Genomic DNA, 24,181 nt, shown 5'->3' with positions numbered 1-24,181 from the left:
AGGAGCTGGGAAAGTGAAGACAAGAAGGCTCTCAAGGATGGCTTTGCTTACCTCGGTGGCGCTTATAATATTTTCCGTGGAGGCACAGCTTCCTCCGGTAATACCTGTCCCCGGTGTAAAGCTTGGACTGGCCAATATAATAACCATTTACGCAATTTTCTGTTTCGGAGCTTCTGATGCATTAATCATTCTGCTGTGCAGGATTTTTCTGGGAAGCATTTTCGGAGGCCAGCTAATGACACTTTTATACAGCCTGGGGGGTGGAATACTGTGCTTTCTGACAGTTTTCCTGCTTTACAGGCTGCTCACCCTGAAAGAGGTGTGGATTTCAAGTGCGGCAGGAGCAATTTCACATAATATGGGCCAGCTAATTGTGGCGGCTGCCGTGATGAAAACCACGGCTATATTCTGGTACCTGCCTGTACTGCTTATTTCAGGGATATTGTCAGGAACCTTTACAGGCCTTTGTGCACAGTTTCTGATAGGCCGCATGGATAAGCTGAGACTGTCCCGCTGGAAAGGGGGTGAGATCAAGCAGGCATATGTTTTGAAAAATCCTCGGGAGCGGGAACTGTCGAGGAAAGATAATTATAAAATAGCTGAGGGAAGGAAAGGAAGGGAAAGATGAAAATAAAAAAATTATTTGGCATGGCCATGGCTGTGGTTTATGCCGCAGGCATGCTGCTGCAGGCTTCTGCTGCGCATGGTTCGGGTAAAATTACCGATGTCAGCGGACATTGGGCTCAGAATGTTATGCTCCAGTGGCAGGAAGAAGGGCTGCTGAGTGCGGATGAAAAGGGAAAGCTGAATCCTGACAAGGAGATAACCCGTGGAGAGTACATGGGTTTTATAAATAAAATTCTGGACTTAAAAGATACCTCCGAAGCAGTTTCAAAATATTCCGACATCCAGCCGGGAGCATGGTATTACGCAGATGTTTCAAAGGCCTTGGCTGCGGGCTACATAAGTGGAACCGGCAGTTCCTCCGTTTCTCCGGAGGCGGGACTCAAGGTTCAGGAGGCGGCGGTGATGCTTGTACGTGCGGCTAAACTCCAAACCGGGGAGAAGGCTGAAAAGGTGCTGGAAAACATACCCGGTGCGGCAAAGGTATCTGCCTGGGCAAGAGAGGCTGTTTCAACGGCAATTGCCTGCGGCTACCTGACAGGGACGGAGGACAGGCTGAATCCGAAAAAAATTATGACGCGCGCTGAAGCTGTTACAATGCTGGACAGATTTCATGCTGACAAAAGGACACTTTATTTTCAGGGTGAGTATTCACTGGGGTCCGCAGCAGAGGTGGAAATTGCGGTAGGAGGAATTTCCCTCTCCAATACAGTTATAAAAGGCAATCTGATTACGGACTCTTCTGTGGGAAACGGCAGCGTTACCCTTAAAGGAGTTACCATAGAAGGCCTGCTGAAACAGAAGAGCCTGGATACCAGAGTACTTCTTACAGACGGAAGCAAGGCTGCAAAGACAAGGAAGCCGGATAGCTGGGCCGACGGTACGTACAGCGGAGAGGCCTACGGCTATAAAAGCGATATAAAGGTAAATATAACTGTCAAAGACAAAAAGCTGAAAGGTATAGACATAGTGAGCCAGGAGGACGACAAACCGTACTTCAATGCCGCCGACTGCGTTGTGGACAAAATGCTGGACGAGAATTCAACAGACGTGGATACCGTCAGCGGAGCTACCTTCTCCAGCAGGGGAATTATAAACGCGGTAAAAAATGCCCTCAAACCGGCTGTGACCCAAAAGGGCTACGCAGTAGCGGACAGGCTGGCAGGCGAATACCGGGACGGCACCTATGAGGGAGTTGCACGGGGACTTTATGCAGGACTGCATGTAAATGCGGTGATAAAGGACAACCGGCTTGTGCAGATTACCCTGGGAGACAACCGGGAGGACCGCCCATATGTGGATCAAGCTGCCGAGGAGGTGCTATATTCAATGCTGGAAATGCAGTCCGCGGATGTGGACACTGTCAGCAGTGCCACCTATTCCAGCAAGGGCATTATAAATGCCGCAAAATATGCCCTTAACCTTGCTGCAGTGAGCCCTGAAGCTGCTCCCCAGGAAGACAGGACGGCTTATTCCCTGCTTGCGGCATATGGCGGACAGGGTACGGCTGACGGAGACAGTTGGTTTTATGATGTTGAGGAAGTGGACGGGGGATATGTGGCAACTGGTGTCACCAGCAAGGACAAGGTTTCAAACGGCATCATCGTGAAATACGACCACAAGGGAAGCCTGCTCTGGAAAAAGCTCATACCTGAGTATCGCTACGGAAATATAATCAAAACCACAAAAGGCATTTTCCTTACCGGCTACCATACTGCCCATGCGGATAAGCCGGCAGAGGATGAAGAGGGAACTGACACCAATGCCGCCGCCATTTTGATCTCTGCAGCGGACGGAACGGTTATCTGGAGCAGAACCTACGGGGAAGACGGTCTGACTGCAGATGGAAAGGCCAGCAATGATGCCTTCGGACAATACTGGATGTGGGCCAATAATGCGGTGGAAATGGGGAACGGGACAATTGTGGCAGGCGGTATGACCAATGCTTCAAAGGGCAGCCTGGGCTCAGCTCTCAAGGAACACAATGCACTTCTGGCAGTCCTTGATATTGAAACGGGAGCTTTAAAGACCGTCGAAATTTTTGGCAGCGACAAGACAGATATGGTTGTGAGCCTTGGAAAAACCAGCGATGGGGATCTGATTGTCGCGGGTTCCTCAAACGGCACAGACCTTTCCTTCAAGGACGGAGGCTGGAGTGACAACAAGTGGGATGCCAAGGTATTTGTTATGAAAGTTACCGGCGATCTCAAAAAGGTAAAATGGACAAAGCTTTATCCTGTGGTGTGGAATTCATATCAGATGGGTGTTGTTGTAGATTCCTCGGACAATATCTACACGGCATACAGTTACCGCTCCAAAACCGAGTTTGTCACCATGGCAAAGCTTGCTGCCACAGGTGAGGAAATATGGCTGAAGGATTTCAAATATGCGGATTCTGATTATATAAGCTCCTTGAACCTGGGGTCGGACGGGCATCCTCTGCTGACAATAGAAAGCTATGAGGGAGAGGACTCCCGAAAATTCGGCTGGCTGGGCTCAATAAATCCGGAAAAGGGAGATGTGGATTGGAGCTTTGTATTCGGTACAAACCACGGAGGACTGCTTTTCAATGCTGTTCCGGCTTCTGACGGGGGTATTGTTGCAGCGGGAATAGAGCAGGACAATATGGGATATTATATTGCAGATATTATAAAGTATATACGCAAATAGGGCCTAAAATCCGCGGATTATGCAGGACCTCATGGAAGATAAGGAATCTGAAGAGGGTTCCTTATTTTTTATGGGAAAATGTTAATAAATTTTTAAAACCTGTCAATACTATAGCATATGGGCGGTTTTCCCAACACAGGCCATTTTTGGGATGGCAATCAGCTATACGTATCTAATCAGGAGGGGTTTTATGAAAAGGAAGAGGCTTTTTAGCATAGCTGCAGTCTTATTGACGATTGTTTTTACAATTGTACCTGTAAGCACAGGACGGTATATGGCAGATGCTTCAGAAGCTTACCAGAAGGTGGACAGCAGTTCGGGCGTAATTACTGCAAATGAGGTTAACCTGCGGAATGGCCCGTCAACTGCCTTTGATATAATCTGCAAGCTCAAAAAAAATCAAAAGGTTACAGTCATGGGCAAATTGGGAGACTGGTATGCGGTATATGTGGGCGGCAGCGGCAATGTAGGCTCGGTATCCTCACAGTATCTGAAGCTTGATAAGGCTGTAAGCACTGCAAATACAAAACAGGCTGCAACTCAGAGCAAAACCGGCACTGCAGCGGCTGCCAAGAACAGTCCGGCCTCCGCCGGTACAGCGGCAACTGTCAAGGCGGCACAGAATACCACCGCTGTCAAATCCTCGGCGGAGCTGGTCAAAAGCATTTCTGCCGAGGAAAGGACTTTGTTCGAGCTGGTAAACAATATCAGAAAGGAAGAAGGGCTGGCAGCCCTTCAACTGGATGAAGAGCTTATAAAGATAGCAAGGCTTAAGGCCAGGGACATGAAGGACAATAACTATTTCAGCCATACCTCCAAACTATACGGCACTCCCTTTGATATGATGAAAAAGTATGGAGTAAAATTTACAGCCGCAGGTGAAAATATTGCAGGAAACCAGTCTGGGGAAAGGGTTGTAAAGGCCTGGCTGAAAGAGAACAGCAACAACATATACAATGGCAAATTCACTTACACAGGTATTGGGATTGTGGAAAGTCCCACCTATGGAAAGCTATTTGTCCAGTTGTTCATCAAAAAGTAGCATATATGTTTAAAAACGGAGAAAAGCTGCAGCCGTCAGGCTCAGCTTTTTCTCCGTTTTTAAACATATTCTCAAGGCTTCCTGCCTGCATACAGCTTTTCAAGGTCAAAGGGCGGAGCTATGGCAAGGGTTTTGCCTTTGAGATAATCCAGGTGTCCGGCGGGGGTGCTGAAATCAAATGCAAGCTTGCTGGCACAGAGCAATTGGTATTTGGAGCCATACTGCCTGTTTTCGGAATTTTTACCGTATTTGCCGTCTCCTATTATGGGATGTCCATAATGGGCCAGATGAGCACGTATCTGATGCGTGCGGCCCGTGACCAGCTCAACCTCCAGCAGGCTGAGATTATCAAGGGTTTCCAGCACCCTGTAGCGGGTGACAATCTCGAGGGAATCCCGGGTTTTTCTGTGGGATATGAAAACCCTGCTTATTTTTTCATTTTTCTCCAGATAATCAACCAGTTCCGCCTGGCGCTTTTCCATTATACCTGAAACAATGCAGGTATAGAATTTCCTGATCTCTCTTTCCTTTATTTTTTCAAGCATAATATCAAGTGAAGCATTATTTTTTGCAAGTATGACCAAACCGCTGGTGTTCCGGTCAAGTCTGTGACAGAGAGCCAATTCAGAGCCATAGGTCTCCTGAAGCTTGTCAATCAGTGTGGCTTCACTTTGGGTTTTATCCGGATGCACAGGCACTCCGGAGGCTTTGTTCACCACCAGCAGGTTATCGTCCTCAAAGACTGCAGAATAACCCTCGTGGCTTTTTCCCAGCAGAAAATCGTCGATAATATAAATTTCTATAATATCTCCTGCGGCAACGGGGTAATCCTCCCTGATTCTTATACCATTGACTTTCACATCCTTTTTTCTGAGTGCTTTAAACAGCATGCCGGAGGACAGGTTGGGATAGAAGTCACGGATCACCTTGTCGATTTTCCTGCCATGGTGTTTTTCTTTAGCAATAACAGTTCTCATTTATACTCCATTCCGACTAGTACAACATTCGGTAAATCCTGGCACATAATTTGGGTATATTTTTTTGAACTACATCGTTGTCGAAAAGAATAACATAATTATTCTTGATTGGAATAAAGCAATTATTCCGCACTCCTCCGCCTTGTATTTCCAAAAAATCTCCTCCAACTTATGCACCCTATTTGCCGAATGTTGTACTATGAATTGTTTATTATTTCTTCTAAAAGTGCATGATACATATTGCAGAGTGCCTCTGCCTCACTTTTGGTATTGCTTTCAGCAATTATTTTAAAAACCGGTTTATCAGCTCCCGGAACAATAAGTATCCAGCCGGTTTCAGTATAAAGCTTTATTCCGTCCAGCAGCTCAAGCTTGTCTTCCCGGTGTTCATTAATAATTGTCCTCATCACCAGGCCTTTTAATTCCCAGGGGCACTTGATGCTTTTCCGGATAACGAAAAAGTCGGGTATTTGGGATAGCAGCAGGCCAAGGCTGCAGTTCTTATAACACAGGAATTCCACTATTCTTATTAAGCCCTCAATGGCATCAAAGCCCAGTGTGAATTGATCCGGCCGGAAGGTTTCATGACTTGGGGGCAGCATGCGGCCTGCTTCCTGGCCTGCTTCTTTCCGGTGGGAAAGAATTTCATCCATAATGGCCTGCGAGCAGTTCTTCAGCCTTTTTACCCTTCCTCCATAGCTTTGTGCAAGTTTTTCAAGAACATCGGAGCAGGTTATGGGAGCAAAAAAAGTTGAGCAGGGTGTGGTTTTGAAAAGTATCAAGGCGATTAGTGCCTGGAACAAGTCATCCTTGACCACTTTTCCGGAATTGTCCATTAAGATGAGCTGCTCTGCATTTTTATCCAGTATGGCTGCAAAATCCGAGTCTGTTTCATTAATCTGCTCCTGTAAGGAGGAGAAATCCCCATAATCCCCATAGCTTCCAATAACACAGCCCAGCTCCGATAAGAGGGGCACCACAATTGACAGCACCTGCTGGGATTTGGAATATACGCAAAGCCTGGGGCTCTTCTCCGTAATGACAGTCAGGTCGGACCTGCTTCTCAGACTGCGGATATAATAATCGCTGAAGTCGGTAATATTGTTCAGGTGGCTGATTTGCTCCGAGGAACAACGCTGGAAGTCTTCCTTAAAAAAGGAGTTCTCAATTTTTCTTTCAGTCAGCCTGCTTATTGCCGCACCTCTTATATCCATAAAATCTACTCTTATTCTGTTAATATTGTCAATATCATTTTTAATGTGTATGCCGCCCTCCACTGCAAGAAAGCCTATAGCGGTTCTTGCTATGGGGGTCAGCAGGCTGCTGAGATTATACACTTCCATCCCTACCGAGAGTATTCCTGAGATGAAGGCATGCTTGAACATCCGGGCAGAGTTGGAGCTGGTTGAGCTGACAACTATCCTGGAACCGGCCTTGAATTGCGAACCGTAGGCGGCACCAAGCCTGGTGGCAAATTCCGGAGATATATCTACGTTCACAATGCCCGAGATGCCGTTATCCCCAAAGATTTTATTGGAATGCCTTGAGCCCCATATCATATTTCTGTCAATTATGGCAAAGGGCTGTATTGTCTTCGCCGGCCATATTTTGATGTTGGGCTTGACAATGACGCGCTCATTGAGCTTGCAGCCTTCACCTACAACAGCATTTTCAAAAACTGAAACATAGTGCTTGAGATTGACCCTGTTGCACAGTATGGCTCCCCTCAATTCACTTCCATAATCAACATAGCTGTTGTCCCAGATTATGCTTCTGATGACTGAGACATCGTCCTCAATGGTCACATTGTTGCCGATAACACTGTAGTTGTCTATGTGTGTTCCATTTCCAATCCTGCAGTTGGAGCCGATTATGCAAGGTCCGTTAATCTCGGCATTTGCTTCAATTATGGTACCGGGGCCTATCCATACATTTTCTTTGATTTTCTCACCGTTAAAATTCAAAGCTATTTTGTTATCCAGTATGTCGCAATGAACTTTTATGTACGAGCGGATGTCGCCCATGTCGCACCAGTAGTCTGAAGAGATATATCCATACATTGCCCTGGAGTTAACCAGCAATAATGGAAACACATCACGACTGAAATCCGTGTTCTTGTCGCATTCAATATAGTTCAGAATCTCCGGCTCAAAAATGTATGTGCCTGTATTGACGGTATCGCTGAACAGCTCTCCCCAACTGGGCTTTTCCACAAACCCGGTTATCCTTCCCGAATCGTTGGTCAGAACCACGCCGTATTCAAGAGGGACCTCCACCCTTGAAAGAACAACAGTAGCAAAGGAGTTCTTTTCCCTATGGTATTCCATTGCCTTTTCAAGATTAATATCAGTAATGGAATCTCCGCTTATTACAATAAAGGGTTCATCCAGAAACCACTGGGCGCTTTTTATGCCTCCGGCAGTACCCAGTGGGGCTTCCTCAATAAAATATGTGATATTTACTCCAAGATTTCTTCCGTTTCCCAGATAATCCTTGACTATTTGCGGGTGATACATTAGTGTAATGCCTATTTCAGTGACTCCATAACGCTTGAGCAATTCAATAGTGTGTTCCAGAACAGGTTTGTTCAGAACCGGAATCATTGGTTTTGGTAAATCGCATGTCAGCGGTCTCAGTCTGGAGCCTTCTCCGCCAGCCATTATTATAGCCTTCACACTGACCTCCCTCTGCGCGCGGACCGGTTGAGGACCAGGATGCTCAGCACGGGCGCACCGGTATTTAGTAATGAAAAACGAACCCCACAATACTGGTATTTATCAGATATAGCTTATAATATTATATTCCATATCCAGCACAATAATCCTCTCAAATTAAGAGGATCATATTAATTGACTGTCAAACCTGCCTATTCAATAACACCAAAACTTCCCTCCAGTATGGAAAGAGCGTTTTCCCTGCCAGCCCCGCCAACATCGATTTCAAGTTTTACCATGGTGGAAGGCACTGCTCCGGGAAATTTACTTATCCTGTGCCTGGGGCTTGTTCCAAAATGGAGTCCGCACTCGGAGGTGTTAAGACAGGCCTTGCTTATACCGTTTGTTTTCAATGAGCCCATTGCACTGTTTGCATCGTAAAGATTTGTATATAACGCTGTAATTTTTTCACTCAAGATGCCTACCTCCATATTATAAAGATTGTGACAAATACCAGTTGTGAGATTTTAAGGTTAGTATTTGCATATCTTTCCGGAAATAAGCCTCTATAAAAAATTATTTTTTGAAGGTAAACAGCTTGTTGAAAACATAGCTGATGCCCGTATAAAATATCATTCCCGCAATAGCGGCTATGTTTTTATCTATGAGCAGTTTTTCTGCAAGCACCAGCACAAGTCCGTGCTGAAGCAGGAAACATACCGCGAAGACACCGGTAAATCTGAGGAATTGTGTGAGTGTGGAGGATTTCACTCCCTTGAAGGTCCATAGTTTATTGAGTATGAAACTGTTGATAAAGCCGGCGATATAACCCACAACATTTGATATTCTCAAAGATACCGAAAATATATTCATCAGGGCAAACATTATTATTCCGGTAATGAGGGTATTTATGATTCCAACCATACCATACTTTATGATACTGGTGTTCAGCAGTTTTTTAATTAAATCGGTGTATTTTCCCATCCGTGTCTCCCTTTGCAGTATTGTCCCAGGGAATCCCAAAGTCTACCTTGCGGAGGCTCTAAACCCTTAATGGACTTTTGACATATTTGAACACCTTTAAGTATATATAATAATATAAAATTTTACCATAAACCACCGCAATAATACTTTAAAATTGTTTTGGGGCGAGGTGGCGGGAAAGGCATGAGCATGAAGTTAAAAAGAAGAAAGTATTCACTGATATATGCTTCCAGACAGGCAGTACCCTTTAAAAAAGACAGGCCGCTGCAGCTTATGCTTATGGTATACATTATAGTATTCGCCGTTTTGGCACTGAACCCTGTTGATTTCAGACAATGGTGGTATCTGAACAGCATATCCCTGCTGGTTGTTGCGGCGGCGGCCGCCTTTTATAAGACCAGCAGGCTTACAAACCTCTCCTATGCAGGTATCATGCTCTTTCTTATATTGCACACGCTGGGAGCTCACTATACGTATGCCCTATGTCCGGTGGGAGAGTGGATGAAGGGAGCCTTGGGCTTCAGCAGGAATAACTATGACAGGCTTGTATGCCTGGCCTTCGGTTTCCTTATTTCTGCGCCGGTGATGGAAATTCTTTATCACAGGTTCAGACTCAGATATATTGAGGCCTGTCTCATATCCGTATTCATTATTGTAGCCATATGTGCCCTTAATTCTCTGGCTGAAATGCTATGGGCAGCCATAAGCAGTTCGCAGCAGCTATTCATACTGAGTCAGGCCCAGGGAGATATATGGGACTCCCAGAGGGATACAGCCATGGGCTTACTGGGTGCCTGTTTCAATATGGGCAATGGTATATTCATCAAGATTCGGAAAAATCAAAAAATTCATATGGTGAGGGTCTCGAAATAAAACAATAAGTATTTCTTCACTTGCGGGGGGATAATATTTTTAAAAATCAACCCGCAATGCGAATAAATAATAACGGAGGCTGAGTATGAATTTCAGATTGGGATATGTTGCTATGACCTTGAGCTTAGAGAACTGTTCACCATCAGGAACTGTCACTTATGCTGTTTACAGCAGGCTCAAGGATGAGTCAGCCAGAAAAATCAGGCTTGAAAGAGTTGCAAGGCAAAACCTTGAGAATACCCTCAGAATTTTAAAATATAACCGGGCCTTAAATATAAAAGTGTACAGGCTGACCTCCAAAATCATTCCTCTGGCAACTCACAGTGAGCTGGCAGGCTGGGATTACTGCAGACAGTTTGAACGGGAATTGAGGCAGTTGGGAGATTATATAAAGGAAAATGATTTCCGCATAAGTGCCCACCCCGATCACTTTACTATTTTGAACCCAGTCAAGGCTGAAGTCCTGAAGGCCTCCATAAATGACCTGGACTATCATGTCAAACTGTTTGAAGCCATGGGACTTGAGGATTACAGGTACAAGCTGGTACTGCATGTGGGAGGCTTATATGGTGATAAATACGGCTCTCTTGAAAGGTTTAAGGAAAATTATGAAAAGCTTCCCCTGCGCATAAAGGGACGCATAATCGTTGAAAACGATGATAAATGCTTTACCGCCTCGGATGTACTCAAGCTGTGCAGGGAAATAGGCACTCCTATGGTATTGGATGTTCACCATCACATATGCGCCAATAACGGAGAACGACTTTCCGAGCTGCTGCCAGGAATATTTGATACCTGGAGCGGGGAGCCGTTTCCGCCCAAAATACATTTTTCAAGTCCTAAAAGTCCAAAGGAATTCCGAAGCCACGCCGACTATATCGAGTATGACGGCTTTATGGATTTCCTGCACCTGGCAAAGAAGCTGGGCCGTGATATGGACATTATGCTTGAGGCAAAAATGAAGGACAAAGCCCTGCTTGAACTCTCTCAAAGGCTGAATTCTGAGAAGGGGCTTGTGAGGCTGGATAATGCTACGTTTACCATTTGATCCGGCAGATTATATTTTTGTTTTAAAGTGTAAAGAATAAGCAGGAATACCTTTGCAGGTAGAATTTTTATAGAGAGGGTGTATTTAATGACTAAGGACAAGGATAAAAACAATGATGTTCCTTTTGACAATGATCAACTGGGAGAAAATAAAAACAGCAATGGCGGTGGAAAGAAAGGCGGCTCTGGAAAGCCAAAGCCCACCAACAGGATTGTTTGAACCTGGGAATATTAAAAATAGGAATTGGGGATAAACCCAATTCCTATTTTTTTTAAAAGCTTCATTTCAATTGACATATTTAGTGTTATAATAAAATACGATTTACAAATTTTACACAGGGAGGCTGTATGATAACAGCATTGTCGCTAAGTCCTGCTGTTGACAGGATATACATGATAGACAATTTCACGCCTGGCAGCCTGTACAGGGTGGGAAATTGCATTCAATCCGCAGGGGGAAAAGGGATAAATGTCTCAAGGGTTTTAAAAATACTTGAAGCCCCTGTGAGAGTTTTAGGGTTTAAGGCAGGGTCCACGGGACAGTGGCTTGAAAAAAGCCTGGAGGATTTGGGGGCTGAAACAGGCTTTATACCTGTTGAAGGACAGTCCAGAACAAATAATAATATAATTGATAAAATAAATGGCCTGGAGACGGAAATACTTGAGGAAGGGCCCACCATAGATAATGAGGCCTGGGAGGTTTTCCTCCAAAAATTCAGACTTTGCCTGAGAGACACAAAGGTCCTTGTGTGCTCGGGAGGCCTGCCCAGGGGACTGGGCGCCGACACCTATGCCGGATTAATAAGAGAAGCCGGTAAAGCTGGTGTCAAGACCATGCTGGACTCAAGCGGAGAGGTGTTGAAACAAGGGGTGGAGGCGGGGCCATACCTGATAAAGCCAAACTTGAAGGAACTCAGTACTTATTTCAACAGGCAGTTCGGTTCAGATGGCCAAATTGTAGAAGCCTGCAGGGAAATTATAAAAAAGGGCGTCAGCATAGTAGTGACCTCGCTGGGGGAAAAAGGAGCTCTCCTGGTGTCGGAGGATAAAGTGCTGAAGGCACGTCCCCTTGAGGTTAAGGCATTAAATACCATCGGTTCGGGAGACTCCATGGTTGCAGGCATAAGCAAGGGCCTGGCAGAGGAACTGCCGCTGGAGGAGTGCTTCCGGCTTGGCTGCGCCTGTGCCGCTTCAAATACCGAATTTATAGAAATAGGTGTCATAAATAAAAGCAGGGTTGAGCAGTTAAAGCAGGATATAGCTATTTATGAAATATAGGTATGGGGAAAATGGAATACAGATATTCCAGCAAAAAACAGGAGGAAGGTTGAAAGAAAATTTGAAAAATATAAAAATGTGGCACCGATTCCATGCCGTAACTTTCATGGGGTTTTGTGCAAGATGGGAGGCATGGAAATAAGCATGGATATTATTGAAAGACTGGTAAAGGAATTTAATCTCAAGCCCTTTCAGGTGCAGAATGCCGTTAAGCTCATAGATGAAGGAAACACAGTACCTTTTATAGCCAGGTACAGGAAAGAGGTCACTGGCGAATTGAACGACCAGGTACTGAGGGAACTTTACGAGCGCCTGCTGTATCTGAGAAATCTTGACGAAAGACGGGAAGCTGTCAGACGGCTTATAGATGAACAGGGCAAGCTGACCGAAGAACTTTCGCTCTCACTGGACAAGGCTGCCGCTCTCCAGGAAATAGAGGATATATACAGGCCGTACAAGGTCAAGAGAAAAACCAGAGCCTCAGTTGCCAAGGAAAAGGGTCTGGAGCCGCTGGCTGCCATAATTTTTGCCCAAATGCCTTCCAGGACTCCCATCCATCAGCTTGCAGAACAATACACGGATGCTGAAAAGGGAGTAAACTCAGCCCAGGAAGCCCTGGCCGGAGCAATGGATATAATAGCCGAGGAGGTTTCAGATAATGCGGAATACAGGAAGGTGCTCAGAGAAACAATTTACCGAAATGCTCTGGTTATTTCCTCCGCAAAAAAGGATGAAGACTCAGTTTACAGGATGTACTATGATTTTAAGGAGCCTGTTTCAAAAATTGCAAACCACAGGATTCTTGCATTGAACAGAGGTGAAAAGGAGGAATTTCTCAATGTCAAAATAGATGTGGATGCTTCCTTATGCCTTGCGTATCTGAAGGGAAAGACGGTAAAAAAGACCAATCCGGAGATGGGGGGCTATGTTGAGGCTGCAGTTGAAGATTCATATTCAAGGCTCATATTCCCATCCCTTGAAAGGGATATCCGGAATCAAATGTCGGAAAATGCTCAGGAGCAAGCTATGAAGGTATTTGCCGAAAACCTCAGAAATCTGCTGCTGCAGCCCCCTGTAAAGGACAGGGTTGTACTGGGGCTTGATCCGGCATACAGGACAGGCTGTAAAATTGCGGTAGTGGATGAAACAGGCAAGGTCCTTGACACGACCGTAATATATCCTACGCCTCCACAGAGCAAGACTGAGGAGGCAAAGAAGAAGCTCAAGCAACTGATTGAAAAGTACAAGGTGGATATAGTGTCCATAGGCAACGGCACTGCGTCCAAGGAATCCGAGCTTTTTACGGCAGAGCTCCTGAAGGAAATTGACAGAAGGGTATTCTATATGGTGGTCAGTGAGGCGGGAGCGTCGGTATACTCTGCCTCAAAACTTGGAGCTGAAGAATTCCCCGAATTTGATGTTGCCCTGAGAAGCGCCGTGTCAATAGCAAGACGTCTTCAGGACCCTCTTGCGGAATTGGTTAAAATTGATCCCAAAGCAATAGGCGTGGGACAATATCAGCATGATATGAATCAGAAAAGACTGGACGAATCCCTGGGGGGAGTTGTTGAATCGTGTGTGAATAATGTGGGGGTGGATCTCAATACTGCCTCTGCACCTTTATTATCATATATTTCCGGAATTTCTTCCTCAATAGCGAAAAACGTAGTTGAGTACAGAGAAGAAAACGGAAAGTTTAAAAACAGAAATGAAATAAAAAAGGTAAAAAAACTAGGGAACAAGACCTTTGAACAATGTGCCGGTTTTCTCAGAATCCCCGACGGTGACAATATTCTGGACAATACCTCGGTGCATCCCGAGTCTTATGCCGCTGCTGAAAAATTGCTCAATAAGCTGGGCTATACCCTTGCGGATGTAAAGAACAAAAATCTCGGAGAGCTGGACAGTAAGGTTGACCTTGCCGGAAAAGCCAGGATTGCCCAGGAACTGGAAATAGGTTTGCCAACCCTTAAGGATATTCTGGGTGAATTGCTGAAGCCCGGAAGAGACCCCAGAGATGAGCTGCCAAAGCCCGTCCTCCATACCGATATTCTTCATATGGAGGACCTGAAGCCCGGGATGGTATTGACAGGTACGGTCAGAAATGTTGCTGACTTCGGTGCCTTTGTGGATATCGGTGTTCACCAGGATGGGCTGGTTCATATTTCGCAGTTGGCGGACAGATTTGTTAAAAATCCTATGGAGGTTGTGGCTGTGGGAGATGTGGTCAAAGTGAGGGTGATAGAGGTCAGCACCGAGCGCAAGAGGATATCCCTCAGCATGAGAGAGCTGGGCTGAGCCGGCGGTTTAATATAATGCATACTTTATTTGAAAGGTTGATTATGGTATTATTTATGTTGTAATTTTCTTTCCCCGTGAATTATGTGTTCTGTTTATGTCTTGAAATAATGCATTTTGCTGTAATGCCATATTAAGAATTATGAAAGAAGGACCGGATAAATGGAAACTATTAACAATGCTGTCCGTTTGCTGGCCAAAAGGCCATCCATTCTGATTTTGACAATTGTAACAAGCACTGTGCTTTGCGTCGTGGAATACCTGATGATGACACTTTTATACAGCATATCCATGTTTAAGACAGGAAGCCCTTTTGATGCCTATGTGAATATAATCCAGTTTATTGTAGACACCGTGCTTGTACCCCAAACGGCAGTAAAAATAATTCTGGCACTGGTGGTTCTGGTCGTTGCTGCCGCCCTGATTTTCGGATTTTTGCTGTCCGGCTATTTTTATATACTGACCAATGCTGTTCAAGGAAAGGCCAAAAAGCCGGGAAGTGAATTCCTGGCAGGTGTCAGACGGTACTTTATCAGAATGGTTTCCATCAATTTATGGACACTGTGCTCTGTAGTTATTTTTGTAATCTATGCTGTTGTGGCCACCATACCTGCGGCGATATTCATAGACAATGCCATAAGCGGAGATGTAAACATAGTCGGAGGCCTGCTGCTGTTTATAATAACTCTGGCAGTACTGTTTTTCAGTTTTGCATTCTTCAGACAATATATATCTTTCTGGTATCCCTCTGCTTTTATTCACCCCAGGAATCATTTCAAGGCAGCAAAAAAAATAGCCGACAACTATTTTTGGAGTTTGTTATCAAGACTCATTGTTTTTGATGTTATTCTTGTAGTATTTGATGCGGTATATGTCATTGCCAACTTTTCAATGGCAAACGCACAGGTAATATCAGGCGTGACAAGCAGTGTGCTGCTGGTGGTCAATATAGTTTTCAAAACAATATTTATCGCCGTATTGGTCTGCTTTGTATTTTCCGCCTTCAACAAGATGAACCAGAAAGACCAGCTTGACAAAGAGGCCCGTTAGAACATATCCAAAAGCAGATACAGCAGTACGATAAGGAGTATTTCATCCTGGACCTTATCTGTGAGCAGCAGGATTATCAGGCCGGCAAGTATCAGATCATCCAGATACAGATCAAAATCAAACAGAGAAAATAGCGGACTTCCTGATCTTTCCATCTTGTCTCCTCCGAAAAATGAGGAGAGAAAGCCCAGAGGTTGGGATTTTTTTCGTTCCTGGGATTTGTTTTCTTCAGTGGTTGATATAGCTGCACCTTCCAGAAGAGGAGTCTCTGCAGCAGGAATATGCGGTTCTTTCTGAGAGCTCTCCTGAGAACCGGCTTTTTTATATCTCCGGGATTTAGAAGGACGCTTCCTGTAAACCATTTTATCCACTCCAATTCCATTAACAAATTATTTATAGGATGCTCCTTATACAGGCCGATCTTCCGAATCATCCAGTATTTGAGTCAAGCTGCCCAGCCTCATAAGCTTTATACAGTTTTGAAGCTTTCTCTGTCTGCTTTTATTAAGGTATGGCCGTATTGCGTTCAGCAGATTTACCCTGGGGTCACTGCCGGTACCTAATTTACCCATGGCTTTTTTCATTTTTCTTGCCATATCTGCAAACTCATCTGTTTCATTGCTGCTTGAGTTATTGCTGCTTCTGGACTTCTGGGACTGTTCTTCCGAGGAATCTTCTTCAGAGGAATCTTTTTCCTTGGAGTCATTGGACATGAGCATGCTAAGCAGACCCTTGACATTGTCGGGAATGTTGGGGTTTGAATTCTGTCCCAGCATATCTGCTATTTGCTTGATCTTTTCACCCATGTCGTCACTCATGTTATTCTCCATTCCGCTGCTTCAGGCAGCGATATAAAAAGTAATGAAAAGCCGGCAATTTTTATGAGTTCAGGAAATCATTCACCTTTTTCATAATATCCTTACTGTCTTTTCCCAAAAGCTTCTCCAACTTGTCAAGGTCACTTTGGGTTACCTTCTTTTTTATTTCATCCTTGTCAATCTTCATATTCTTAATTTTTTCCTCATCGAACTCGTTGATTTTTTCCATCAATTCCTTTTTGTCGACTTTTTCAAGTTTTTTGACCAGCTCGTCGGAATTGTCTTTCTTTAGCATGTCTATGGCTTGATTTACTTTTGACTGCACCATTTTATCCGCTAACAGTTCCTGTAATTTTTTGCTTAATGAATTTTCTCCCATAAAACCTCCATCCCGCCGCAGTGCAGCGAATAAACAAAATAATAAAGATAATTAGCCGCTATTACAGTGTATGCAGGCTGACAAGCCTATTATGTAAAAACTATTTTGAATTTGAAATAGAAGCTTGGATTTATAACCCAAGCTTCTATTCAAATAGTTTTCATATGGACGTTGAGCAATTAGCAGTCGTCGTCACAATTGTCACTGCAGCATACGAACAACAGTAAAAGAATTATTGCAAGCCATACTAAAGTGCAATCGTCAAACAGATCTGAGAAGCAACCGGATCCATTGTTGCAGCAGCAGAAGAAAATGATAGCCAGAATGATGAGCCATTCACATCCGAAACCATTACTTGATCCACCAAAACATCCCATAACTTTACCTCCATAAAATATTTAAGATATTGCATACTATGTTGTTTTCATAAAAGTTGTTACAGGAGAAAAAATAATTTTAAAAAAATATATTGATGGTATATTATATATAATTGAAGTTTCGGGTTTTGATATTTTCTGCCGGAAATACGGCGTACAGGAGGTTTGTATGTTTGACGTGATAATCATAGGAAAGGGGCCGGCAGGCTTGTCTGCCGCCATCTACACAGTCCGGGCGGGCTTGAGAACCCTGGTGCTGGGACAGGACAAAAGCGTTCTGAAGAAAGCTGACAGGGTAGAAAATTATTTTGGCTTCGCGGAGCCCGTATCAGGCAAACACCTGCTTGAACAGGGGGAGACGCAGGCTCTTAAGCTAGGTGTGAAATTTGAGAATAGTGAAGTGGTTGCCCTTGAAAAAAGTGAATTTTTCGAGGTCTATACCACCGACAATAACTATTCGGGCAAGGCGGTACTACTGGCCACAGGGCAGCAGATTGCCCGGATAAAAATAAAGGGTATCAGTGAATTTGAGGGAAATGGCGTCAGCTATTGCACAACCTGTGACGGGTTTTTTTACAGGGGACTGAAAGTAGGAGTACTGGGCTATAAGGATTTCGCAATTCATGAAGCCATGGAGCTGGAGCCCCTTACAGGGGACATAACCATTTACACCAACGGCAGGGAGCTTGAACTGTCTGAAAAGTTTAAAAACATTGCTGCCAGGTATAAAATAAACAAGGATATAATAAAGTCCATTGACGGCAAGGAAGCCGTTGAAAGTCTGGTATTTGAGAACGGTTCCAGGGAAAAGCTGGACGGCTTGTTTGTGGCTTACGATTCCGCAAGCAGTATAGATTTCGCAAGAAAGCTGGGAGTAATAACAAAGGGGAATGCCATTGCGGTTGATGAAAAGCAGGGAACAAACCTGAGCGGGTTATTTGCTGCCGGAGATTGCACGGGAGGCCTCAGGCAGGTTTCTACCGCAGTGGGTCAGGGGGCTTTGGCCGCAAGGCAGATAATAGAATATGTCAGAAGCTTGAAGAACTGATTTTATGTATAATTTTCATAAATAAAAGCCCCAAGCCTTGAATAGGCTGTCGGTTGAACAGGAGGTGTTTTTGTGATAAAATTGACACGATAACTGCAGCACAAATAAAAACAGGAGACTTGTCATGTTTGTAATTTTTATTCTATTATGGCTAATTGCAATACTGCTCATATATGCCAACCCAAAGACACCCTGGGCATGGTGGGTAAGCAGTTGCTTGTTTTTGAACGGCTTTGGAGGAGTCGCAGTTATTTTTAAAGATAATATTATTCCCTTTGTGGGCAGATTTGACAATGAAAAACTGGAGTTTTTTGCGGTGGTCGGCAAAGGCATAGCAGATGTGCTGCAGCATTATATAGCCACCTATGCATTAATTGGATTTATTTTGTACCTTACTAATTTTATGGATTTCAATATTAAAGCAGGTACTAAAAAAGTCATAATGCTGCTGCTTTCTATTCCAAGCATTCTCATGTTCATCATGTATCCCCTGGATCCATACTTTAGTCCCAATTATAAAGTGCTTTCAGCCTGGGTGGTGCTTTATACCCTGGCATCAATCATAATTCTGTCAATAAGCATATTCAGAGAAAAAGACAATAAAAAAAGATATAATATTATAGTAACCAGTATATTTGTCATTCCAACCACCCTGAGTATAATGTGGACCAGCTATCTGTCCGTGGCGGTAGGCTATCACGAAGTCTGGTATCTCAATATCTGGATTATCCTTTTCCAGTTCATAGTCTTCGTATACCTTGCAGTCAGATATGGCGTGCTTGGTATACGATTGAAGGTGGAAAGGTTTAATCTGGGAGAAACCATTGAAACCATGATCAACGGAATGAGCATGGTTTCTCATGCCGTAAAAAACGAGGCCTCCACTATAAACCTATGTGTCGATACCATCAGATCGGTTGAGGCCATAAGTCCCGGAACAGACAGGAAACTGGCGATTATAAAGGAATCCTGCAAAAACCTTAATGAGTTTACCCACAGGATAAATAAATTCAGAACAATGGAAATGGATATAGAGCCCTATATTTTGAAGATTCTTGTTGAAAAAGCCATTAATCAGGTGCTTCCCATGATAAACGGAAAGCAGATACAAATAATAAACAAGATTCAGGAAGATACCACAATTATGATAGATGCGGTACATATATCAGAGGTGCTTCGCAATCTGCTGATAAATTCAATAGAAGCAATCGAAAAACAAGGTTTGATCTGTATAGACGCGGAAACCGGCGAGGATAAATTCTGCGTCCTTGTGGCTGATAACGGAGTAGGCATAGAAAGAGAAGCTCTGGATAAGGTGCTGACTCCCTTCTATTCCATCAAAAAGGGAAAGAACAATTTCGGCCTGGGTCTGAGCTACTGCTATAAGGTCATGAGCTCACACAACGGCCAATTGAGAATCAACAGCAAGGTAAATCATGGCACAACCATGTCGCTGCTGTTTCCTCTGGAAAGAGTGATAAAGTCCAACAAACTCACCCATTAATAAACATTTTTCATCAAGGAGACTGTTATAAAATTAATATGCAGTCTCTTTTTGTATGCAGCAATTATTTCCCTCATGCCATATTTCATGTACACTCAAAAATAATAAAAAAATATGACAAGATAGAATACTTCAAAAAGCCTGGGCATAGAAATAGTTGTGTAAGGATGAATATTCATATAAACAGCTTTAACATTTTAATGTGAGGTGTCAATGAGATGCGAAAAATATTTAGTTTGATTTTGGTGTGTGCTATTACAATGACTTTGTTTGCCGGATGCGGTTCGGTTGATAAAAGCTCGGGCATAGACGAATTAACCCCGGCCAGCAGTGTTTCCCTTGGTGAAAATCAGGCAGGCGAATTGAAAAATAAGACTCCCTACAAATTGTATTTTATAAATGAACAAGGTAAACTTGCACCGGAAACCAGGTATATTGACAACACTGAGGTATCAAAGGGAGAGTCCAATCTGGCAACGGTTCTTGTCAAGGAACTTATTTCAGGGCCGGCAAAAGGGAGCCTGCTGCAGTCAAGCATACCCCAGGAAACCAAAGTCCATTCGGATGTATCAATTAAAGACGGTATTGCCACAGTGGATCTCACAAAGGAATTTATTGAAAAGCACCAGGGAGGAAAGAAAAATGAGCAGCTTACCTTGTATTCAATAGTTAATACCCTGACGGAAATAAAGGACATAAAATCAGTACAGTTTAAAATTGACGGTAAGGTAAGGAAGGACTTTAAAGGCAGCTATCAACTGGATATCTCATTTCCAAGGTCAGCATACCTGAACTCTGACCAGCCGGAGGAGCAGGATGTAATAAAGCTTGACGGAGATACTGCAAAAGAGAAGGGCAACATAAACAAGGGCACCAAAATAGAAAACAATAATGAAATCATAAATAAAGGCCAACAGGAAAACAAGATAAATGAAGGTAAAGAAAAGAATCAAACCAGTCCTTCCATAGAAAGTCCGGCCAAGGAAAGCCCGGCCAAGGAAAGCCCGGCCAAGGAAAGTCCGGCCAAAGAGAGCCCTGCAAAAGAAAGCCCGGCCAAGGAAAGCCCTGCAAAAGAGAGTCCTGCAAAGGAAAGCCCCTCCAAGGAAAATCCTACAAAGGAAAGCCCTGCCAAGGACCAGAAGACCAGTACAGATATTGAGACCGATTTGGATCCGCTGGAATAAACTAAATATATATCCTTTTCAAAATATGCAAGGTATCTTATTACAGATTCGATGAACCCGAAGCTGCTGCAGGTAATAAGATGCCTTGCTTTATGTTATAAGGAAGCGGGCATTTGAGCATCAGTGGTTGCAGCAGCCACCGCACACATGCCTGTTTGGACATTCATCCTTTGATTTTTTGGACTGGATTATATTAACGCTTTTAAATACGGTATCCAACTGATTGCTGCCGCAATGAGGGCAGTTTATGAGATTATTTTCCCTATCGCTCATCTTAGCCATGATATTAAATTCATTCCCGCATTTAGGGCATTTCAGGTCATAAAAAGGCATTTCACATATCTCCTTCCAGATGATTTCAAAATTTCTTGTTAAAAAATTTTCCCTTGCCTAAGCAATATAAGTTTCAGATTTTATAGACTACTAGCTGGATTATAGCATATTTAGCAGGAAGCAGTAAATATTAAAGCATCCCGCAGTGTATAATATAGTTTTTTATACGAAAAATACTGTAAGAGCAAAGCAGGATTTTAAAGTAAGCAAGCTAGTACAAGGGAGGATTTATGCATACGGTATGGAAGGGTTCTATCAGCTTCGGACTTGTAAATATACCTGTTAAAATGTTTACTGCCACCGAAGACAAGGATATAAGATTCAAATATATTCACAAGGAGTGTCATACGCCTGTAAAGTACAAAAAAACCTGTCCGGCATGCAATAAGGATGTAGGGCCTGAGGAAATTGTCAGAGGCTATGAATATGAGCCCGGCAAATTTGTGATTATGACCGAAGAGGATTTTGAAGACCTTGAGGTGAAAAGCGAAAAGACGGTAGAAATAATGGATTTTGTGAGTCTGGAGGAAATAGATCCGATATATTTTGACAAGACATATTTTTTAGGCCCCCAGGAGACGGGAGGCAAGGCCTATACCTTATTGAGGGAAGCTCTCGGCAGTAAAAAGAGAATAGCTGTAGCAAAGATTACCATAAGAGATAGGGAGTCCCTTGCTGTCATCCGGGTGTATAATAATGTGCTGATGCTGGAAACAATCTTTTATCCTGATGAAGTAAGGGATTCAAAGCTGGTTCCCGGTGTGCCTGAAAACCTCCAGACGACAAAGGCCGAACTGGACATGGCAACACAATTGATTGATAATCTCACAACGGAATTCAGTCCGCAAAAGTATAGTGATACTTACAGGGAACGGCTGCTTGAAAAAATAAATGCCAAGGTTGAAGGCAAGGAGTTTGTAGTTCAAAAGGAAACTGATAAGGATAACATTGTCAGTCTGATGGAAGCTCTGAAACAGAGCATTCAGATGTCCAAAAGCGAAAAGGCGGAAAAAGGGGAAGCGAAGGAAGCAAAAAGCAGGAAAGGCGGCAGAAAGCCCAGTAAAGCCAAGGAGCCTGTACAGCCATGAACTTCATAATTCCCATGGAGCCTGTGGCTTCCGATGAGATAAAGCAGGGTGACGGGTTCATCCATGAAATAAAGTGGGACGGCATCAGAGGGATGACATATGTAAAGGACGGAAGCTTGCGTATCTTCACGAAAAAAGGAAATGAAAGGACGGAATTCTATCCTGAGCTGAAACAGCTTGAAACCATGATTGGCAAACAGAATGCGGTGCTTGACGGTGAAATGATAGTGTTGGACGGCAGCGGACAGCCCGGCTTCCATAATATCCTTCTGAGAGAAACCGTTAAAAACAGAAAGAACCTTCAGCATTACTTAAAAAACTATCCGGTCAGGTATGTAATATTTGATATCCTGATGCTGGAAGACAAAATGCTTACGAAAAAGCCCCTGCACGAAAGGAAGGAAATCCTTGAAAGGGTGATAGCCCCCAAGCTGCAAGGCAACAGTAGCTTTTTTGTATCCCAGGTATTTGAAAACGGTGTGGAACTGTATGAAAATATGAAGCTGAGGAATATGGAGGGAATTGTTTCAAAGAGCCGCAGCAGCTTGTATCTGCCGGGAAAGAAGCATAATGAATGGTTCAAGACCAAATTTACAAAGAAAATGCTTTGCATCATAGGCGGGATTTTATGGAAGGAGGAACTTCCCAATTCACTTGTAATGGGTATCAGGACAGAGGAAAGCTCCGGGCTTGTATATATGGGAAAGGCTTCACTTGGCTTGAAGGGCGCCGATATCCTGCTTCTGAAAAATTACAAAGGCCGGCTGGTGCAAAAAGAATGCCCCTTTACTGGAGACAGCATCAGAAATATGGACAGCCAAGGTTGCGAACTGACCTGGATTTCTCCCGCCCTGACCTGCTGGGTGGGCTTTCTGGAGCTGTCCAATGACGGCCATTTCAGACATCCCAAAATACTGGGCTTTACAAATATACCTCCTGATAAGGCGGATGGAAAGGTGTTGACAGAGTAGTGGAAATTGTTTCTGATATAAAAGTTGAAATTGAAAATAAAATAATAAATGTCAAAAGTCCGGATAAGGTATATTGGCCGGAAGCAAATATTACCAAGCTGGAATTTATAAAGACCATGACGCAGCTTGCCCCGTTTGTGACAAGGTATTCGGGAAACAGACTGCTGACCTCCATACGCTATCCCCATGGGATAGGCGACAAGAGCTTTTTTCAGAAGGAAAGGCCTGCAAATACTCCGCAATGGGTTAAAACCGTCCAATTCAACCACAAGAATTATATTGTACTCAACTCGGCAGCGACTTTGGTATGGCTGTGCTCTCAGGCAGCACTTGAATTGCACACCGGCTTTAATTCTTATGAAAAACCTGACAATCCGGCCTGCCTGGTTTTTGATCTGGATCCTGATGAAGGAAATAGCTTTGAAGAAGTTTCGGAAATTGCAGCCCGCATACATGAAACCCTTGTGGCACTGGGGATTACAGGATTTATCAAAACCTCGGGAGCAACTGGCCTTCAAATATTTATTCCCACAGGAGAAAAATATGATTATGATACCGCCAGAGCGCTGAATGAATTTTTTGCCGGCTACTTTGTCCATAAATTGGGCAAAAACCTCACTATGGAGAGGATGAAAAAAAAGCGGGAAGGAAAGATATACTTTGACTGGCTTCAGATGTGGTACGGGAAAAGCATGATTGCGGCATACTCTGCCAGAGCCGTAAAAAGCGCTGCCGTTTCGGCACCCGTCGAATGGGGAGAACTGGGCAATATCCGCCCTGAAATGTTTACGCTTAAAAACATGGCGGCACGCCTTGAGCAGAAGGGGGATTTGTTCGAACCCATGCTGCGGTGCGATAACAGCCGTCAGCTTGACCAGGTGCTCAAGCAATTGAAGAAATGGTAGGTTGCTTTATCCGTTGATTTTGTATACAATAATGTAATCCAATTGTAAAGGAAAATTATACTAAAATTAAGAAAATC

At 43.8% G+C, this 24,181-nt stretch carries 24 protein-coding genes; 15 read left to right on the top strand and 9 right to left on the bottom strand.

The features are described 5' to 3' along the window. The first annotated feature begins 13 nt into the window (after positions 1 to 13). The 3 genes from CLHUN_RS03925 to CLHUN_RS03915 all read left to right on the top strand — a co-directional run bounded on the left by CLHUN_RS03925 (position 14) and on the right by CLHUN_RS03915 (position 4,336). Entirely contained in the window at positions 14 to 628 is a 615-nt protein-coding gene (locus CLHUN_RS03925) for a Gx transporter family protein (protein WP_242656429.1), read from the top strand. Then, entirely contained in the window at positions 625 to 3,294 is a 2,670-nt protein-coding gene (locus CLHUN_RS03920; RefSeq protein ID WP_080063270.1) for an FMN-binding protein, read from the top strand. Before CLHUN_RS03925 ends, CLHUN_RS03920 begins: the two co-directional genes overlap by 4 nt. A 190-nt stretch (positions 3,295 to 3,484) precedes the next feature. Continuing rightward, complete coding sequence (locus CLHUN_RS03915) at positions 3,485 to 4,336, top strand: CAP domain-containing protein (protein WP_080063269.1); 852 nt, start codon at positions 3,485 to 3,487, stop codon at positions 4,334 to 4,336. A gap of 71 nt (positions 4,337 to 4,407) precedes the next feature. Here the strand turns inward: CLHUN_RS03915 and CLHUN_RS03910 are convergent, their stop codons facing one another. The 4 genes from CLHUN_RS03910 to CLHUN_RS03895 all read right to left on the bottom strand — a co-directional run bounded on the left by CLHUN_RS03910 (position 4,408) and on the right by CLHUN_RS03895 (position 8,951). Further along, positions 4,408 to 5,313 (bottom strand): RluA family pseudouridine synthase, encoded by a 906-nt coding sequence (locus CLHUN_RS03910; RefSeq protein ID WP_080063268.1) that lies wholly within the window; start codon positions 5,311 to 5,313, stop codon positions 4,408 to 4,410. 197 nt (positions 5,314 to 5,510) lie between these two features. After that, positions 5,511 to 7,988, bottom strand: coding sequence for a mannose-1-phosphate guanyltransferase (locus CLHUN_RS03905; RefSeq protein WP_080063267.1), 2,478 nt, complete (start codon positions 7,986 to 7,988; stop codon positions 5,511 to 5,513). A gap of 191 nt (positions 7,989 to 8,179) precedes the next feature. Then, positions 8,180 to 8,443, bottom strand: a complete 264-nt coding sequence (locus CLHUN_RS03900; RefSeq protein WP_080063266.1) for a hypothetical protein — start codon at positions 8,441 to 8,443, stop codon at positions 8,180 to 8,182. Between the two features lie 100 nt (positions 8,444 to 8,543). Continuing rightward, entirely contained in the window at positions 8,544 to 8,951 is a 408-nt protein-coding gene (locus tag CLHUN_RS03895; RefSeq protein ID WP_080063265.1) for a GtrA family protein, read from the bottom strand. A 183-nt stretch (positions 8,952 to 9,134) separates the two neighbouring features. On the opposite strand from CLHUN_RS03895, the gene CLHUN_RS03890 reads away from it, so the two are divergent. The 6 genes from CLHUN_RS03890 to CLHUN_RS03870 all read left to right on the top strand — a co-directional run bounded on the left by CLHUN_RS03890 (position 9,135) and on the right by CLHUN_RS03870 (position 15,497). Then, positions 9,135 to 9,824, top strand: a complete 690-nt coding sequence (locus tag CLHUN_RS03890) for a DUF2238 domain-containing protein (protein ID WP_080063264.1) — start codon at positions 9,135 to 9,137, stop codon at positions 9,822 to 9,824. Between the two features lie 85 nt (positions 9,825 to 9,909). Continuing rightward, positions 9,910 to 10,872, top strand: coding sequence for a UV DNA damage repair endonuclease UvsE (gene uvsE, locus CLHUN_RS03885; protein ID WP_080063263.1), 963 nt, complete (start codon positions 9,910 to 9,912; stop codon positions 10,870 to 10,872). An 87-nt stretch (positions 10,873 to 10,959) separates the two neighbouring features. After that, positions 10,960 to 11,091: a hypothetical protein gene (locus CLHUN_RS22660; protein WP_278247521.1), complete on the top strand. Its 132-nt coding sequence runs from the start codon at positions 10,960 to 10,962 to the stop codon at positions 11,089 to 11,091. Positions 11,092 to 11,219: 128 nt separating this feature from the next. Further along, a complete protein-coding gene (locus tag CLHUN_RS03880; RefSeq protein ID WP_080063262.1) occupies positions 11,220 to 12,149 on the top strand; it encodes a 1-phosphofructokinase family hexose kinase in 930 nt (309 codons plus the stop codon). 144 nt (positions 12,150 to 12,293) lie between these two features. Beyond that, positions 12,294 to 14,447 carry a Tex family protein gene (locus CLHUN_RS03875; protein ID WP_080063410.1) on the top strand — a complete coding sequence of 718 codons (2,154 nt, stop codon included), beginning with the start codon at positions 12,294 to 12,296 and terminating at the stop codon, positions 14,445 to 14,447. A 162-nt stretch (positions 14,448 to 14,609) separates the two neighbouring features. Further along, positions 14,610 to 15,497, top strand: coding sequence for a hypothetical protein (locus tag CLHUN_RS03870; RefSeq protein WP_080063261.1), 888 nt, complete (start codon positions 14,610 to 14,612; stop codon positions 15,495 to 15,497). Here the strand turns inward: CLHUN_RS03870 and CLHUN_RS03865 are convergent. From CLHUN_RS03865 to CLHUN_RS03850, 4 genes are all read right to left on the bottom strand, one after another. Further along, positions 15,494 to 15,859: a hypothetical protein gene (locus CLHUN_RS03865; RefSeq protein WP_080063260.1), complete on the bottom strand. Its 366-nt coding sequence runs from the start codon at positions 15,857 to 15,859 to the stop codon at positions 15,494 to 15,496. The genes CLHUN_RS03870 and CLHUN_RS03865 overlap by 4 nt on opposite strands. A gap of 45 nt (positions 15,860 to 15,904) precedes the next feature. After that, positions 15,905 to 16,315 (bottom strand): hypothetical protein, encoded by a 411-nt coding sequence (locus CLHUN_RS03860; protein ID WP_080063259.1) that lies wholly within the window; start codon positions 16,313 to 16,315, stop codon positions 15,905 to 15,907. Between the two features lie 61 nt (positions 16,316 to 16,376). After that, positions 16,377 to 16,694 (bottom strand): membrane trafficking protein, encoded by a 318-nt coding sequence (locus tag CLHUN_RS03855; RefSeq protein ID WP_080063258.1) that lies wholly within the window; start codon positions 16,692 to 16,694, stop codon positions 16,377 to 16,379. 179 nt (positions 16,695 to 16,873) lie between these two features. Then, positions 16,874 to 17,071 carry a hypothetical protein gene (locus CLHUN_RS03850; protein ID WP_080063257.1) on the bottom strand — a complete coding sequence of 66 codons (198 nt, stop codon included), beginning with the start codon at positions 17,069 to 17,071 and terminating at the stop codon, positions 16,874 to 16,876. 169 nt (positions 17,072 to 17,240) lie between these two features. On the opposite strand from CLHUN_RS03850, the gene CLHUN_RS03845 reads away from it, so the two are divergent. From CLHUN_RS03845 to CLHUN_RS03835, 3 genes are all read left to right on the top strand, one after another. Further along, positions 17,241 to 18,119 carry an NAD(P)/FAD-dependent oxidoreductase gene (locus CLHUN_RS03845; RefSeq protein ID WP_080063256.1) on the top strand — a complete coding sequence of 293 codons (879 nt, stop codon included), beginning with the start codon at positions 17,241 to 17,243 and terminating at the stop codon, positions 18,117 to 18,119. Between the two features lie 124 nt (positions 18,120 to 18,243). Next, positions 18,244 to 19,623 (top strand): sensor histidine kinase, encoded by a 1,380-nt coding sequence (locus CLHUN_RS03840; protein ID WP_080063255.1) that lies wholly within the window; start codon positions 18,244 to 18,246, stop codon positions 19,621 to 19,623. 218 nt (positions 19,624 to 19,841) lie between these two features. Then, complete coding sequence (locus CLHUN_RS03835; protein WP_080063254.1) at positions 19,842 to 20,807, top strand: GerMN domain-containing protein; 966 nt, start codon at positions 19,842 to 19,844, stop codon at positions 20,805 to 20,807. 120 nt (positions 20,808 to 20,927) lie between these two features. Here CLHUN_RS03835 and CLHUN_RS03830 read toward each other — a convergent pair whose 3' ends face one another. Continuing rightward, on the bottom strand, positions 20,928 to 21,140 hold the full coding sequence (locus tag CLHUN_RS03830) for an FmdB family zinc ribbon protein (RefSeq protein ID WP_080063253.1): 213 nt from the start codon (positions 21,138 to 21,140) through the stop codon (positions 20,928 to 20,930). A 230-nt stretch (positions 21,141 to 21,370) separates the two neighbouring features. Between CLHUN_RS03830 and ku the strand changes: the two genes are divergently transcribed. The 3 genes from ku to ligD are packed head-to-tail and all read left to right on the top strand — an operon-like array spanning position 21,371 to position 24,104. Beyond that, positions 21,371 to 22,228, top strand: a complete 858-nt coding sequence (gene ku / locus CLHUN_RS03825) for a non-homologous end joining protein Ku (protein WP_080063252.1) — start codon at positions 21,371 to 21,373, stop codon at positions 22,226 to 22,228. Continuing rightward, positions 22,225 to 23,199 carry an ATP-dependent DNA ligase gene (locus CLHUN_RS03820; protein WP_080063251.1) on the top strand — a complete coding sequence of 325 codons (975 nt, stop codon included), beginning with the start codon at positions 22,225 to 22,227 and terminating at the stop codon, positions 23,197 to 23,199. Before ku ends, CLHUN_RS03820 begins: the two co-directional genes overlap by 4 nt. Further along, on the top strand, positions 23,199 to 24,104 hold the full coding sequence (gene ligD / locus CLHUN_RS03815) for a non-homologous end-joining DNA ligase (protein ID WP_080063250.1): 906 nt from the start codon (positions 23,199 to 23,201) through the stop codon (positions 24,102 to 24,104). Before CLHUN_RS03820 ends, ligD begins: the two co-directional genes overlap by 1 nt. Positions 24,105 to 24,181: the final 77 nt, after the last annotated feature.

The organism is Ruminiclostridium hungatei, assembly GCF_002051585.1.
Lineage (GTDB): Bacteria > Bacillota > Clostridia > Acetivibrionales > DSM-1351 > Ruminiclostridium > Ruminiclostridium hungatei.
This window is presented reverse-complemented; position numbering and strand designations above follow the sequence as displayed.